At 56.2% G+C, this 13,451-nt stretch carries 13 protein-coding genes; 10 read left to right on the plus strand and 3 right to left on the minus strand.

The window, feature by feature from the left end; all coding sequences use genetic code 11:
* The first annotated feature begins 37 nt into the window (after nucleotides 1-37).
* From tatA to tatD, 4 genes are read left to right on the plus strand one after another with little or no spacing between them, the layout of a single operon-like run.
* On the plus strand, nucleotides 38-292 hold the full coding sequence (gene tatA, locus BM007_RS21795) for a Sec-independent protein translocase subunit TatA (protein ID WP_024908000.1): 255 nt from the start codon (nucleotides 38-40) through the stop codon (nucleotides 290-292).
* 3 nt (nucleotides 293-295) lie between these two features.
* The gene (gene tatB / locus BM007_RS21800; RefSeq protein ID WP_024908001.1) at nucleotides 296-838 is read left to right on the plus strand and encodes a Sec-independent protein translocase protein TatB; all 543 of its coding nucleotides are present in this window, start codon (nucleotides 296-298) and stop codon (nucleotides 836-838) included.
* Nucleotides 839-840: 2 nt separating this feature from the next.
* Nucleotides 841-1,611, plus strand: coding sequence for a Sec-independent protein translocase subunit TatC (gene tatC, locus BM007_RS21805; RefSeq protein WP_032646063.1), 771 nt, complete (start codon nucleotides 841-843; stop codon nucleotides 1,609-1,611).
* A 41-nt stretch (nucleotides 1,612-1,652) separates the two neighbouring features.
* The gene (gene tatD / locus BM007_RS21810; protein WP_090420957.1) at nucleotides 1,653-2,435 is read left to right on the plus strand and encodes a 3'-5' ssDNA/RNA exonuclease TatD; all 783 of its coding nucleotides are present in this window, start codon (nucleotides 1,653-1,655) and stop codon (nucleotides 2,433-2,435) included.
* On the opposite strand, the gene rfaH is transcribed toward tatD, so the two are convergent.
* On the minus strand, nucleotides 2,432-2,923 hold the full coding sequence (rfaH, locus tag BM007_RS21815) for a transcription/translation regulatory transformer protein RfaH (RefSeq protein ID WP_023309605.1): 492 nt from the start codon (nucleotides 2,921-2,923) through the stop codon (nucleotides 2,432-2,434). The two genes, tatD and rfaH, sit on opposite strands and share 4 nt — an antisense overlap.
* A gap of 173 nt (nucleotides 2,924-3,096) precedes the next feature.
* Here rfaH and ubiD point away from each other — a divergent pair, with 173 nt between their 5' ends.
* Both ubiD and fre read left to right on the plus strand, forming a co-directional pair.
* Nucleotides 3,097-4,587: a 4-hydroxy-3-polyprenylbenzoate decarboxylase gene (ubiD, locus tag BM007_RS21820; protein ID WP_162269347.1), complete on the plus strand. Its 1,491-nt coding sequence runs from the start codon at nucleotides 3,097-3,099 to the stop codon at nucleotides 4,585-4,587.
* Between the two features lie 42 nt (nucleotides 4,588-4,629).
* Entirely contained in the window at nucleotides 4,630-5,331 is a 702-nt protein-coding gene (fre, locus tag BM007_RS21825; RefSeq protein WP_008501516.1) for an NAD(P)H-flavin reductase, read from the plus strand.
* A gap of 160 nt (nucleotides 5,332-5,491) precedes the next feature.
* Here fre and fadA read toward each other — a convergent pair whose 3' ends face one another.
* Both fadA and fadB read right to left on the minus strand, forming a co-directional pair.
* Nucleotides 5,492-6,655 (minus strand): acetyl-CoA C-acyltransferase FadA, encoded by a 1,164-nt coding sequence (gene fadA / locus BM007_RS21830; protein WP_090420960.1) that lies wholly within the window; start codon nucleotides 6,653-6,655, stop codon nucleotides 5,492-5,494.
* 9 nt (nucleotides 6,656-6,664) lie between these two features.
* Nucleotides 6,665-8,854: a fatty acid oxidation complex subunit alpha FadB gene (fadB, locus tag BM007_RS21835; protein WP_090420963.1), complete on the minus strand. Its 2,190-nt coding sequence runs from the start codon at nucleotides 8,852-8,854 to the stop codon at nucleotides 6,665-6,667.
* A 190-nt stretch (nucleotides 8,855-9,044) separates the two neighbouring features.
* On the opposite strand from fadB, the gene pepQ reads away from it, so the two are divergent.
* The 4 genes from pepQ to hemG are packed head-to-tail and all read left to right on the plus strand — an operon-like array spanning nucleotide 9,045 to nucleotide 13,037.
* Nucleotides 9,045-10,376: a Xaa-Pro dipeptidase gene (gene pepQ, locus BM007_RS21845; protein WP_090420966.1), complete on the plus strand. Its 1,332-nt coding sequence runs from the start codon at nucleotides 9,045-9,047 to the stop codon at nucleotides 10,374-10,376.
* Nucleotides 10,376-10,990, plus strand: a complete 615-nt coding sequence (locus BM007_RS21850) for an IMPACT family protein (RefSeq protein WP_024908007.1) — start codon at nucleotides 10,376-10,378, stop codon at nucleotides 10,988-10,990. The genes pepQ and BM007_RS21850 overlap by 1 nt, the downstream gene beginning before the upstream one ends.
* Nucleotides 10,991-11,029: 39 nt before the next feature.
* Nucleotides 11,030-12,481, plus strand: coding sequence for a Trk system potassium transporter TrkH (gene trkH, locus BM007_RS21855; protein WP_023309600.1), 1,452 nt, complete (start codon nucleotides 11,030-11,032; stop codon nucleotides 12,479-12,481).
* 10 nt (nucleotides 12,482-12,491) lie between these two features.
* A complete protein-coding gene (gene hemG / locus BM007_RS21860; RefSeq protein WP_090420969.1) occupies nucleotides 12,492-13,037 on the plus strand; it encodes a menaquinone-dependent protoporphyrinogen IX dehydrogenase in 546 nt (181 codons plus the stop codon).
* Nucleotides 13,038-13,451 lie beyond the last annotated feature (414 nt).

Below are 13,451 nucleotides of genomic sequence, written 5' to 3' on the forward strand. Positions count from 1 at the left end.
ACCTGACTAATTAATCATCTATCCCTGAGGAACATGTATGGGTGGTATCAGTATCTGGCAATTGTTGATCATTGCCGTCATCGTCGTGCTGCTGTTTGGCACCAAAAAGCTCGGTTCTATTGGTTCCGACCTGGGCGCGTCTATCAAAGGCTTCAAGAAAGCGATGAGCGATGATGAGAGCAAGCAGGATAAAACCAGCCAGGACGCTGATTTTACTGCTAAGTCCATCGCCGATAAGCAGGAAGAAGCCAAAAAGGAAGACGCTAAACGCCACGATAAAGAGCAGGTGTAAGTCGTGTTCGACATTGGTTTTAGTGAGCTCCTGCTGGTCTTTGTGATTGGCCTGATTGTGCTGGGGCCGCAGCGTCTGCCGGTGGCAGTGAAGACCGTTGCGGGCTGGGTTCGTGCGCTGAGATCGCTGGCATCGACCGTTCAGAATGAGCTGGCGCAGGAGCTTAAGCTGCAGGAATTTCAGGAAAGCCTTAAAAAGGTCGAGAAGGCGAGCATGGATAACCTGACGCCGGAACTGAAAGCGTCAATGGATGAGCTGCGCGAAGCGGCGGAATCCATGAAGCGCTCCTACAGCGTTAACGATCCTGAAAAAGCGAGCGATGAAGCGAACACCATCCATAACCCGGTGGTGAAGGGCAGCGAGGAGCAGCGCGAGGGCGTAACGCCTGCCAGCGCAGAACATCAGGCTGCCGCGCCAGAACAGACGCCGCAGGAAACCGAAGTGAAAAAACAGGTGCAGCCGGAAGAGCCGGTGGCAAAAACGGCGGAAGTGAAGCCCGCTGCGTCCGTTTCCGAATCATCCCCCTCGTCGAGTGATAAAGCGTAAACATGGCAGTAGATGATACTCAACCGCTGATTGCGCACCTCATTGAGCTGCGTAAGCGCCTGTTAAACTGCATTATTGCGGTTTTACTCATATTCCTGTGCCTGGTCTATTTTGCCAACGATATCTATCAGGTGGTCTCTGCACCGCTGATTAAGCAGATGCCGCTGGGCGCAACGATGATTGCAACAGACGTTGCTTCTCCGTTCTTTACCCCCATCAAGCTGACCTTCTGGGTGTCGTTGATTGCCTCAGCGCCGGTCATTCTTTATCAGGTGTGGGCGTTTGTGGCGCCAGCGCTGTATAAACACGAACGTAAGCTGGTGATCCCGCTGCTGGTGTCTAGTTCGCTGCTGTTCTATATCGGCATGGCGTTTGCCTATTTCGTTGTCTTCCCGCTGGCCTTCGGCTTCCTGACGCATACCGCGCCGGAAGGGGTCCAGGTGTCGACGGATATCGCCAGCTACCTCAGCTTTGTGATGGCGCTGTTTATGGCGTTCGGCGTGGCATTCGAAGTGCCGGTGGCCATTGTGCTGCTTTGCTGGGTAGGGGTAACAACCCCGGATGACCTGCGTAAGAAGCGTCCGTATATCCTGGTGGGCGCCTTTGTGGTCGGCATGCTGCTGACACCGCCGGACGTGTTCTCGCAGACGCTGCTGGCCATACCGATGTACTGTCTGTTTGAGGTCGGCGTATTCTTCTCGCGTTTCTACGTGGGTAAAGGACGTCGAGCGGATGACGAAGACGATACGTCCGACAAGACCACTGAAGAGTAAAACCAGCCGCCCGTCAGGGCGGTTGTTATATGGGGATTTGCATGTTTGATATCGGACTCAATCTGACCAGCTCGCAGTTTGCGAAAGATCGTGATGAGGTGGTTGCGCGCGCGTTTGCTGCCGGGGTGAAAGGGCTGCTGCTGACGGGCACCAACCTGCATGAGAGCGAGCAGGCGCAGCAGCTGGCGCAACGCTACGATCGCTGTTGGTCTACTGCTGGTGTACATCCTCACGACAGTAGCCAGTGGACCCCGGAAAGTGGCGACACCCTGTACAGGCTGGCGAAGACGCCAGAAGTGGTAGCGATCGGCGAATGCGGTCTCGATTTCAACCGTAACTTTTCCACGCCTGAAGAGCAGGAAAAAGCATTCACTGCCCAGCTTGCGCTGGCGGCAGAGCTTGGAATGCCCGTATTTATGCACTGCCGCGACGCGCATGAGCGTTTCCTGGCACTTCTGGATCCGTGGCTGGAGAAACTGCCCGGCGCGGTACTCCACTGCTTTACCGGTTCACGACAGGAAGCACTGGATTGCCTGAAGCGAGGGCTTTATCTGGGTGTTACTGGCTGGGTTTGCGATGAGCGTCGCGGGCTCGAACTTCGGGAGCTGTTGCCAGCGATCCCGGCTTACCGGTTGCTCCTTGAAACCGATGCGCCCTATCTGCTACCGCGCGATATGAAACCCAAACCGGCATCGCGGCGAAATGAGCCCGCGTATCTGGGGCACATTGTTGAGAGCGTTGCGAAGTGGCGCGGAGAGGATCCGCACTGGCTTTCGGCGCAGACGGATAACAACGTGCGTAATCTGTTCGGAATAAACGTTTAAAGTTTGCGGAAGTCGGTGTTTTTAACGCTCTGCAGCACCTGCTTGTTCAGCAGATTGAGCAACAGCATAGAGCGCGCTTCTCCGTCCGGCTCGGCAAAAATCGCCTGCAGACCTTCGAAAGCGCCTTCGGTAATTACGACGCTATCGCCCGTGTAAGGGGTTTCGGGGTCGGTGATCCCTTCAGGCTGTTGATAAATCGACAGCTGATGAATGACCGTCGACGGAACCGTTGCCGGGTGAGCACCAAAACGAACGAAGTGGCTGACGCCACGCGTGGCGCTGATGGTGGTGGTGTGGATGACTTCCGGGTCGAACTCCACGAACAGGTAGTTCGGGAACAACGGCTCACTGACGGTTGTGCGCTTCCCGCGCTGCATTTTTTCAAGCGTGATCACGGGTGTCAGGCAATTTACAGACTGACGTTCAAGATGTTCCTGCGCGCGCTGAAGTTGCCCGCGTTTGCAATACAGTAAATACCAGGCCTGCATAATCACTCTTTCCCTTAGTTCGGGGCGCAAGCATATCAAAACCCTGGCGGGATCGCTAAGTTGATTATAATGGGCGAAAATGGGACAGAACGCATAACTTCACGCTAATTTAACAAAATTACAGCATCAAGCAGGCTTACGCCGTATAATGAAGCGCTTACAGAGAGGCCATGATTAACTGCATGAAATACCACGATCTCCGCGACTTCCTGACGCTGCTGGAAAAGCAGGGTGAACTCAAACGTATTACACTTCCTGTTGATCCTTATCTGGAGATGACAGAAATTGCTGACCGCACCCTGCGTGCCGGTGGCCCCGCGTTACTGTTTGAAAATCCGAAAGGGTACTCCATGCCGGTGCTGTGCAACCTGTTTGGTACACCGCGTCGCGTCGCACTGGGGATGGGGCAGGAAGACGTCACGGCGCTGCGTGAAGTCGGTAAGCTGCTGGCGTTTCTGAAAGAGCCGGAGCCACCGAAAGGCTTCCGCGATCTGTTCGACAAACTGCCGCAGTTTAAGCAGGTGCTGAACATGCCCACTAAACGCCTGCGCGGCGCGCCGTGCCAGCAGAAGGTGCTGGAAGGCGATGCGGTTGATTTGACTAAAATCCCTATCATGCAGTGCTGGCCGGAAGATGCTGCGCCGCTGATCACCTGGGGGCTCACCGTTACGCGCGGCCCTCACAAAGAGCGGCAAAACCTCGGTATTTACCGCCAGCAGTTGATTGGCAAGAATAAACTCATCATGCGCTGGCTGTCGCATCGCGGCGGCGCGCTGGATTTCCAGGAGTGGTGCGCTGCGCATCCGGGGGAGCGTTTCCCGGTGTCTGTCGCTTTAGGCGCCGATCCGGCCACCATTCTGGGAGCCGTCACCCCCGTGCCGGATACCCTTTCTGAATATGCGTTTGCAGGCCTGCTGCGCGGAACGAAAACCGAAGTCGTGAAGTGTATTTCTAACGATCTCGAAGTTCCGGCCAGTGCAGAAATTGTGCTGGAGGGTTACCTTGAGCAGGGTGAAATGGCGCCAGAAGGCCCTTACGGCGACCACACCGGCTATTACAATGAAGTGGATAACTTCCCGGTGTTTACCGTGACGCACATTACGCAGCGTGAAGATGCGATTTATCACTCCACGTATACCGGACGCCCACCGGACGAACCGGCGGTGCTGGGCGTGGCGCTGAATGAAGTGTTTGTGCCGATCCTGCAAAAGCAGTTCCCGGAAATAGTTGATTTTTATCTGCCGCCTGAAGGATGCTCGTATCGCATGGCGGTGGTCACGATGAAGAAGCAGTATCCAGGTCATGCTAAACGCGTGATGATGGGCGTGTGGTCTTTCCTGCGCCAGTTTATGTATACCAAATTTGTTATTGTCTGCGATGATGACGTTAACGCCCGCGACTGGAATGACGTAATCTGGGCCATTACCACGCGAATGGACCCGGCGCGCGATACGGTGTTAGTCGAAAACACGCCGATAGATTACCTGGATTTTGCCTCGCCGGTTTCCGGTCTTGGCTCAAAGATGGGACTGGATGCCACAAATAAATGGCCTGGCGAAACCGACCGTGAATGGGGTCGCCCGATCAAAAAAGATCCTGCTGTGACCGCGCGCATTGACGCGATCTGGGACGAGCTGGCCATAATGAATAACGGTAAACCCTGAGCTGACCGTTAAGCCCTATAGACTTCCCGACAGAGAGAGCGAATGACAACCTTAAGCTGTAAAGTGACCTCGGTAGATGCCATCACCGACACCGTATATCGCGTCCGTTTAGTGCCAGAAGCGCCATTCTCTTTCCGCGCGGGTCAGTACCTGATGGTTGTGATGGATGAGCGTGATAAGCGTCCTTTCTCTATGGCCTCAACGCCGGCGGAGCAGGAATTTATTGAGCTTCATATTGGTGCGTCAGAGCTTAACCTGTATGCGATGGCGGTGATGGATCGCATCCTGAAGGAACGTGAAATCGTGGTGGATATTCCGCACGGTGATGCGTGGCTGCGCGATGACGAAGACCGTCCGCTGATCCTGATCGCTGGCGGTACAGGCTTCTCCTACGTGCGCTCCATTCTGTTGACCGCACTGGCGCGTAACCCGGACCGTGACATCACCATTTACTGGGGTGGCCGCGAAGAGAAACATCTGTACGATCTGTCTGAACTGGAAGCGCTGAGCGTCACCCATCCTAACCTGCGCATTGAGCCGGTGGTTGAGCAGCCGGAAGAGGGCTGGCGCGGGCGTAGCGGTACGGTGCTGACGGCGGTGCTGCAGGATCACGGTACGCTGGCTGGGCACGATATCTATATCGCTGGCCGTTTCGAGATGGCGAAAATCGCCCGCGATCTGTTCTGTAACGAACGTGATGCGCGTGAAGACCGCCTGTTTGGCGATGCGTTTGCCTTCATTTAAATAAAAAACCCGCCCTGACAGGCGGGAAGAACGGCAACTAAACTCTCTCTCTTCGCCAGTGACGCCACTGGCGGCGAGGTACCTCTCGTAGGCCGGGAAAGCGCAGCGCCTCCCGGCAAAAGCCCGATGGCGCGATGCTTATCGGGCCTACGTATTAGACCTACACTCTCTCAAACACCGTCGCGATACCCTGACCCAGCCCGATACACATCGTTGCCAGACCAAACTGGGCATCTTTGCGTTCCATCAGGTTGATCAGCGTCGTGCTGATGCGCGCACCGGAGCAGCCCAGCGGGTGACCGAGGGCGATCGCGCCGCCGTTGAGGTTAATCTTCTCGTCGATCTGATCCATCAGCCCCAGATCTTTAATGCATGGCAGGATCTGCGCGGCGAACGCTTCGTTCATCTCGAACAGATCGATGTCGCTGGCGGTTAAGCCCGCTTTTTTCAGCGCCAGCTTCGAGGCCGGAACCGGGCCGTAGCCCATGATTGAAGGATCGCAGCCCACAACCGCCATCGAACGTACCCGAGCGCGAGGGGTTAAGCCCAGCTCGCGGGCGCGGCTTTCGCTCATCACCAGCATCGCCGCGGCACCGTCGGACAGGGCGGACGACGTTCCCGCCGTGACCGTACCGGTGACCGGATCAAACGCCGGGCGCAGGGTAGACAGCGCTTCGACCGTGGTTTCCGGGCGGATGACTTCGTCGTAGCTGAACTGCTTCAGAACGCCGTCTGCGTCGTGACCGCCGGTCGGGATGATCTCATTCTTAAAGGCACCGGACTGTGTCGCCGCCCATGCGCGAGCGTGAGAGCGCGCGGCAAAGGCATCCTGCATTTCACGGCTGATGCCGTGCAGACGAGAAAGCATCTCGGCGGTCAGACCCATCATCCCCGCGGCTTTCGCCACGTTACGGCTCATCCCCGGGTGGAAATCGACCCCGTGGCTCATCGGCACGTGGCCCATGTGCTCAACGCCGCCCACCAGGCAGGCCTGCGCATCGCCGGTCATGATCATGCGCGCCGCGTCGTGCAGCGCCTGCATTGACGAACCGCACAGGCGGTTCACGGTGACGGCCGGAACTGAATGTGGGATCTCCGCCAGCAGCGACGCGTTGCGGGCGATGTTAAAGCCTTGCTCCAGGGTCTGCTGCACGCAGCCCCAGTAGATATCGTCCAGCGCAGCAGGATCCAGCGCCGGGTTACGCGCCAGCAGGCTACGCATCAGGTGCGCGGAGAGGTCTTCCGCACGCACGTTACGGAATGCACCGCCTTTTGAACGGCCCATCGGGGTGCGAATCGCATCAACAATGACAACCTTTTCCATTGTGACTCCTTAAGCCGTTTTCAGTTCGCCAACCGGACGGGCTGGCTCAACTGCTGGATAGTAGGGTTCGTTATGGCGCGCTTTGTTACGCAGCCCTTCCGGCACTTCATACAGCGGGCCGAGGTGCTGATACTGCTGAGCCATATCGAGATAGCGGGCGCTACCGAGCGTGTCCAGCCAGCGGAACGCGCCGCCGTGGAACGGAGGGAAGCCCAGGCCGTATACCAGCGCCATATCGGCTTCTGCAGGGCTGGCGATGATGCCTTCTTCGAGGCAACGCACCACTTCGTTGATCATCGGAATCATCATGCGGGCGATGATCTCATCGTCGGTGAAGTCGCGTTTCGGCTGACTGACATCGGCCAGCAGGCTATCCACCGCCGCGTCTTCTTCTTTCTTCGGTTTGCCCTTGCTGTCTTCTTTATAACGCCAGAAGCCCAGACCGTTTTTCTGACCGAAGCGGTTAGCGTCGAACAGCGCGTCAATCGCGTCGCGATAGTCTTTCTGCATGCGCTGCGGGAAGCCTGCCGCCATTACCGCCTGGGCGTGGTGGGCGGTATCAATGCCCACAACGTCCAGCAGATACGCCGGTCCCATCGGCCAGCCGAACTGTTTTTCCATCACTTTGTCGATTTTGCGGAAGTCCGCGCCGTCGCGCAGCAGCTGGCTAAAACCGGCGAAATAAGGGAACAGCACGCGGTTGACGAAGAAGCCCGGACAATCGTTAACGACGATCGGCGTTTTGCCCATCTTGCTTGCCCATGCCACCACTTTAGCGATGGTTTCGTCGGAGGTTTTTTCCCCACGGATCACTTCGACCAGCGGCATACGGTGTACCGGGTTGAAGAAGTGCATACCGCAGAAGTTTTCCGGACGCTTCAGCACGCTCGCCAGTTCGCTGATTGGAATGGTGGAGGTGTTAGAGGCCAGCACGGTATCCGGGCGAACCTTGTCTTCCGTTTCCGCCAGCACCGCTTTTTTAACTTTCGGGTTCTCGACGACGGCTTCGACCACCACGTCGACACGGTCGAAACCGCTGTATTCCAGCACGGGCTGAATGGTGGAGATCACGCCTGCAAGCTTCAGCCCGTCAATTTTTCCGCGTTCCAGCTGTTTATTCAGCAGCTTGGCCGCTTCGGTCATGCCCAGCGTCAGGGATTTCTCGCTGATGTCTTTCATCACTACCGGCACGCCTTTCCAGGCCGACTGGTAAGCGATGCCGCCACCCATAATGCCCGCGCCGAGTACCGCCGCATGTTTTGGCGTCTCAACGTTTTTGGTCAGCTGTTTGGCTTTGCCTTTCACGAACTGATCGTTAAGGAAGATACCGACCAGCGCGCGGGCTTCATTGGTGTGCGCCAGCGGGACAAAGCTCTGATTTTCGAGCTTCAGCGCGTCATCGCGTCCGAGACGGGCAGCCGCTTCAATGGTTTTCACCGCCGTGATTGGCGCCGGGTAGTGTTTACCCGCCGTCTGCATCACCATGCCTTTGGCGATGGTGAAGCTCATGGTGGCTTCAATCTTGCTGAGTTTTAACGGTTCCAGCTTCGGCTGGCGTTTGGCTTTCCAGTCGAGATCGCCGTTAATCGCCTGACGCAGAATGGCGACAGCACCTTCAACCAGCTTCTCAGGTTTCACAACGCCGTCGACCAGGCCGATTTTCTGCGCCTGTTCTGCGCCGACGTCTTTACCTGCGGCAATGATCTCCAGCGCGCTGTCGGCACCCAGCATGCGCGGCATACGGACGGAGCCGCCAAAGCCCGGCATGATGCCCAGCTTGGTTTCCGGCAGGCCGATGCGCAGGTCCGGTGTCGCCAGGCGATAGTCTGTCGCCAGCACGCACTCGCAGCCGCCGCCCAGTGCATAGCCGTTAACGGCGGAAATGGTCGGGACAGGCAGATCTTCCAGACGATTAAAGACGCTGTTGGCAAAGTGCAGCCACTGGCTCAGCTGTTCTTCCGGGACCAGGAACAGCGAAAGGAACTCGGTGATATCGGCACCGACGATAAAGGCCGCTTTGTTCGAACGCAGCAGCAGCCCTTTTAATTCAGGTTGTTTTTCAAGAACATCCAGCGCCTGGCCAAGACTGGCCACCGTCGCGGTATCAAGCTTGTTCACTGAGCCGGGGGCATCGAACACCAGTTCGGCAATGCCATCTTCCAGCCAGTTGAGGTACAGGGTGTCGCCTTTGTAGAGCATGTCAGTCTCCTGAATCCAGCAATTGGATCTGGTCATACCAGATGAATCGGAGTGTGGGATTTATGTTAATAAAATGCAAATTACTCATTAAGAAAATGCTGCATTGATCACGGTCGGTGGAAATCACGCAGCCGGAGTGAGGTGTGCTAAGATGCGATGACTTGAGGTCAAAAAAACGAAAGGAAGAATGATGGACTCACTGGCTTCGCTTTATAAAAATCATATCGTTACCCTACAAGAACGTACCCGCGATGTACTGGCCCGCTTTAAGCTGGATGCGCTGCTGATCCACTCCGGCGAGCTGATGAATACCTTTCTGGATGACCACGCTTATCCGTTTAAGGTGAACCCGCAGTTTAAAGCCTGGGTACCGGTGACGCAGGTTCCAAATTGCTGGCTGCTGGTGGATGGCGTGAACAAACCGAAACTGTGGTTCTACCTGCCGGTCGATTACTGGCACAACGTAGAACCGCTGCCGGCCTCTTTCTGGACGGAAGAGATAGAGGTCATTGCGCTGCCGAAAGCGGACGGTATTGGCAGCCAACTGCCTGCCGCGCGCGGCAACATCGGCTACATTGGCCCTGTTCCGGAGCGTGCGCTGAGTCTGGATATTCCGGCAGACAAACTCAATCCGAAAGGGGTGCTGGATTATCTGCACTATTACCGCGCATATAAAACCGACTATGAACTTTACTGCATGCGTGAAGCGCAAAAAACGGCGGTGAATGGTCACCGTGCGGCGCATGAAGCGTTCCAGTCGGGGATGAGCGAGTTCGACATCAATCAGGCCTATCTGACCGCGACAGGCCACCGTGATACCGACGTGCCGTACAGCAATATCGTCGCGCTGAACGAGCACGCGTCTGTGCTTCACTACACCAAACTGGATCACCAGGTTCCGTCGGAAATGCGCAGCTTCCTGCTGGACGCAGGGGCAGAGTACAACGGCTACGCGGCCGACCTGACCCGCACCTGGGCGGCGAATGCGGACACCGAGTTCGCGCAGCTGATCAAAGACGTGAACGATGAACAGCTGGCGCTGATTGCCACCATGAAGGCGGGCACCAGCTATGTGGATTACCACATCCAGTTCCATCAGCGCATCGCCAAACTGCTGCGTAAGCACCAGATTGTGAAAGACATGAGCGAAGAGGCGATGGTCGAGAACGATCTGACCGGGCCATTCATGCCGCACGGTATCGGCCATCCGCTGGGCCTGCAGGTTCACGACGTTGCGGGCTTTATGCAGGATGATACCGGTACGCACCTGGCGGCACCGTCTAAATATCCTTACCTGCGCTGCACCCGCATTCTGGAACCGCGCATGGTGCTGACGATTGAACCGGGGATCTACTTTATCGAATCCCTGTTGGCGCCGTGGCGTGAAGGCCAGTTCAGCAAGCACTTCAACTGGGAAAAAATTGACGCGCTGAAGCCGTTTGGCGGTATTCGTATCGAAGATAACGTGGTGATTCACGAAAACGGTATCGAGAATATGACGCGAGACCTGAAGCTGGCCTGATGGAAAGCTGGCTAATACCGGCTGAACCGGTCACCTTTGTTGAGGAAATCAAGAAAAGCCGCTTTATTACGCTGCTGGCGCATACCGACGGCGTAGAGGCGGCAAAAGCGTTTGTCGAGTCCGTCCGGGCTGAGCATCCTGACGCCCGTCACCACTGCGTGGCGTGGGTAGCAGGGCCGCCGGACGATTCACAGCAGCTGGGGTTTTCCGATGACGGTGAACCGGCGGGCACGGCCGGTAAACCCATGCTCTCCCAGCTTATGGGCAGCGGCGTGGGCGAAATAACCGCCGTGGTGGTGCGCTACTACGGCGGCATTTTGTTAGGCACCGGTGGGCTGGTTAAAGCCTATGGCGGGGGCGTGCAGCAGGCGCTTAATATGCTGGTCACTACCCGCAAAACGCCGCTTACCGAATATACTTTATTATGCGATTACGCCCAGCTATCGGGTATTGAAGCGCTGCTGCGGCAGTTTAACGGTGTCATCGCACACAGTGAATATCAGGCAATGGTGCAATTACGCGTGGCGCTTCCTCAGGCGGAACTGGCTGCTTTTTCAGCAAAACTCGCTGATTTTAGTCGTGGTTCGTTGCAATTGCTGCCGATTGAAGAATAATCCCCACCTCACTTTTGAATACCAAAGGAAGCGGCAGAGATGCATTTTCGTGCCATAACCCGAATCGTTGGACTGCTGGTCATACTCTTTTCCGGGACGATGATTCTCCCTGGACTGGTGGCGCTTATCTACCGGGACGGCGCGGGGCGGGCATTTACCCAGACCTTCTTTGTCGCGCTGGCGATCGGCTCCCTGCTGTGGTGGCCGAACCGTCGTCAGAAAGGTGAACTGAAATCTCGCGAAGGGTTTCTGATCGTCGTGCTGTTCTGGACGGTGCTGGGGAGCGTCGGTTCGCTGCCCTTTATCTTCTCTGAACAGCCTAACCTGAGCATCACGGATGCCTTCTTTGAATCCTTCTCCGGCTTAACGACGACCGGGGCGACGACGCTGGTAGGACTGGATTCGCTGCCGCACGCGATTCTCTTTTATCGTCAGATGCTGCAGTGGTTCGGCGGTATGGGGATCATCGTCCTGGCGGTGGCCATCCTGCCTATACTGGGCGTCGGGGGGATGCAGCTTTATCGCGCCGAAATGCCCGGGCCGCTGAAAGACAATAAGATGCGGCCGCGTATTGCCGAGACGGCAAAAACTCTCTGGCTTATCTATGTATTACTGACGGTGGCCTGTGCGCTGGCGCTATGGTTTGCCGGGATGCCCGCTTTCGACGCCATCGGACACAGCTTCGCGACGATTGCTATCGGCGGGTTCTCCACCCACGATGCCAGCGTCGGCTACTTCGACAGCCCAACGATTAACACGATTATTGCCATTTTCCTGCTGATCTCTGGCTGTAACTACGGCCTGCACTTCTCTTTACTGAGCGGGCGCAGCCTGAAGGTGTACTGGCGTGACCCAGAGTTCCGCATGTTCATTGGCGTCCAGCTGACGCTGGTGATCATCTGTACACTGGTATTGTGGTTCCATGATGTCTACAACTCCGCGTTGACCACGCTAAACCAGGCCTTCTTCCAGGTAGTATCGATGGCGACGACCGCCGGGTTTACCACGGACAGCATCGCGCGCTGGCCGCTGTTCCTGCCGGTGCTTCTGCTCTGTTCCGCGTTTATCGGCGGCTGTGCGGGGTCGACGGGCGGTGGCCTGAAGGTGATCCGTATTCTGCTGCTGTTCAAGCAGGGCAACCGTGAGCTGAAACGCCTGGTCCACCCGAACGCGGTCTACAGCATCAAGCTGGGTAACCGCGCGCTGCCGGAACGTATCCTCGAAGCGGTGTGGGGGTTCTTCTCGGCGTATGCGCTGGTCTTTATCGTCAGCATGCTGGCGATTATCGCGACGGGAGTGGATGATTTCTCCGCCTTTGCTTCCGTTGTCGCAACATTGAACAACCTTGGGCCTGGCCTGGGGGTTGTGGCGGATAACTTTGCCAGTATGAACCCGGTCGCGAAATGGATCCTCATCGCCAATATGCTGTTTGGTCGTCTTGAGGTCTTTACGCTGCTGGTGCTGTTCACCCCTACATTCTGGCGCGAGTAAGGAGCCGTTGATGAAAACACTGATTCTTTTCTCTACGCGAGACGGGCAAACGCGTGAGATTGCCGCGTATCTGGCATCTGAATTAAAAGAGCTGGGGATTTACTCGGATGTGGTGAACCTAAACCGTGCTGAGCAGATAAGCTGGCAGGATTACGACCGCGTGGTAATTGGTGCATCTATTCGTTACGGGCATTTCCATCCGGCGCTGGATCGTTTTGTGAAAAAGCACACGGCGGTGCTCAATAAACTGCCCGGTGCATTTTACTCGGTCAATCTGGTCGCGCGTAAACCCGAGAAGCGCACGCCGCAGACCAACAGCTACACGCGCAAGTTTTTACTCAGCTCGCCGTGGCAGCCTGAACTGTGCGCTGTCTTTGCCGGCGCGCTGCGCTACCCTCGCTACCGCTGGTATGACCGCTTTATGATCCGTCTTATTATGAAGATGACGGGGGGCGAAACCGACACGCGTAAAGAAGTGGTTTATACCGACTGGTCGCAGGTAGCCAGTTTTGCGCGAGAAATCGCACATTTAACGGGCGATTCGCGACATAAATAAGCGTTAAGTTTGAAAAGTGAGCGAACGAAAAGTTTTTTGTATTTTGTGCTTGTCACTTCAGAATAACTCCCTATAATGCGCCTCCACTGACACGGAACAACGGCACACACGCCGCCGGGTCAGCAGAGAATAGCGAAAATAAACGCTTGACTCTGAAGCGGGAAAGCGTAATATGCACACCCCGCGCCGCAGCGAAAACGAAGCGGCACTGCTCTTTAACAATTTATCAGACAATCTGTGTGGGCACTCAAAGTGACATGGATTCTTAATGTCTTCGGACAATAAATGAATACCAAGTCTCTGAGTGAACATACGTAATTCATTACGAAGTTTAATTCACGAGCATCAAACTTAAATTGAAGAGTTTGATCATGGCTCAGATTGAACGCTGGCGGCAGGCCTAACACATGCAAG

This window comes from Enterobacter sp. NFIX59, assembly GCF_900113755.1.
Taxonomy (GTDB): Bacteria; Pseudomonadota; Gammaproteobacteria; order Enterobacterales; family Enterobacteriaceae; genus Enterobacter; species Enterobacter pseudoroggenkampii.

Coding starts and splice junctions, on each gene's coding strand:
- pepQ (WP_090420966.1), top strand. CDS start 9,045: ATGGACTCACTGGCTTCGCTTTATAAAAATCATATCGTTACCCTACAA.
- tatD (WP_090420957.1), top strand. CDS start 1,653: ATGTTTGATATCGGACTCAATCTGACCAGCTCGCAGTTTGCGAAAGAT.
- tatC (WP_032646063.1), top strand. CDS start 841: ATGGCAGTAGATGATACTCAACCGCTGATTGCGCACCTCATTGAGCTG.
- tatA (WP_024908000.1), top strand. CDS start 38: ATGGGTGGTATCAGTATCTGGCAATTGTTGATCATTGCCGTCATCGTC.
- fre (WP_008501516.1), top strand. CDS start 4,630: ATGACAACCTTAAGCTGTAAAGTGACCTCGGTAGATGCCATCACCGAC.
- hemG (WP_090420969.1), top strand. CDS start 12,492: ATGAAAACACTGATTCTTTTCTCTACGCGAGACGGGCAAACGCGTGAG.
- fadB (WP_090420963.1), bottom strand. CDS start 8,854: ATGCTCTACAAAGGCGACACCCTGTACCTCAACTGGCTGGAAGATGGC.
- BM007_RS21850 (WP_024908007.1), top strand. CDS start 10,376: ATGGAAAGCTGGCTAATACCGGCTGAACCGGTCACCTTTGTTGAGGAA.
- trkH (WP_023309600.1), top strand. CDS start 11,030: ATGCATTTTCGTGCCATAACCCGAATCGTTGGACTGCTGGTCATACTC.
- rfaH (WP_023309605.1), bottom strand. CDS start 2,923: ATGCAGGCCTGGTATTTACTGTATTGCAAACGCGGGCAACTTCAGCGC.
- fadA (WP_090420960.1), bottom strand. CDS start 6,655: ATGGAAAAGGTTGTCATTGTTGATGCGATTCGCACCCCGATGGGCCGT.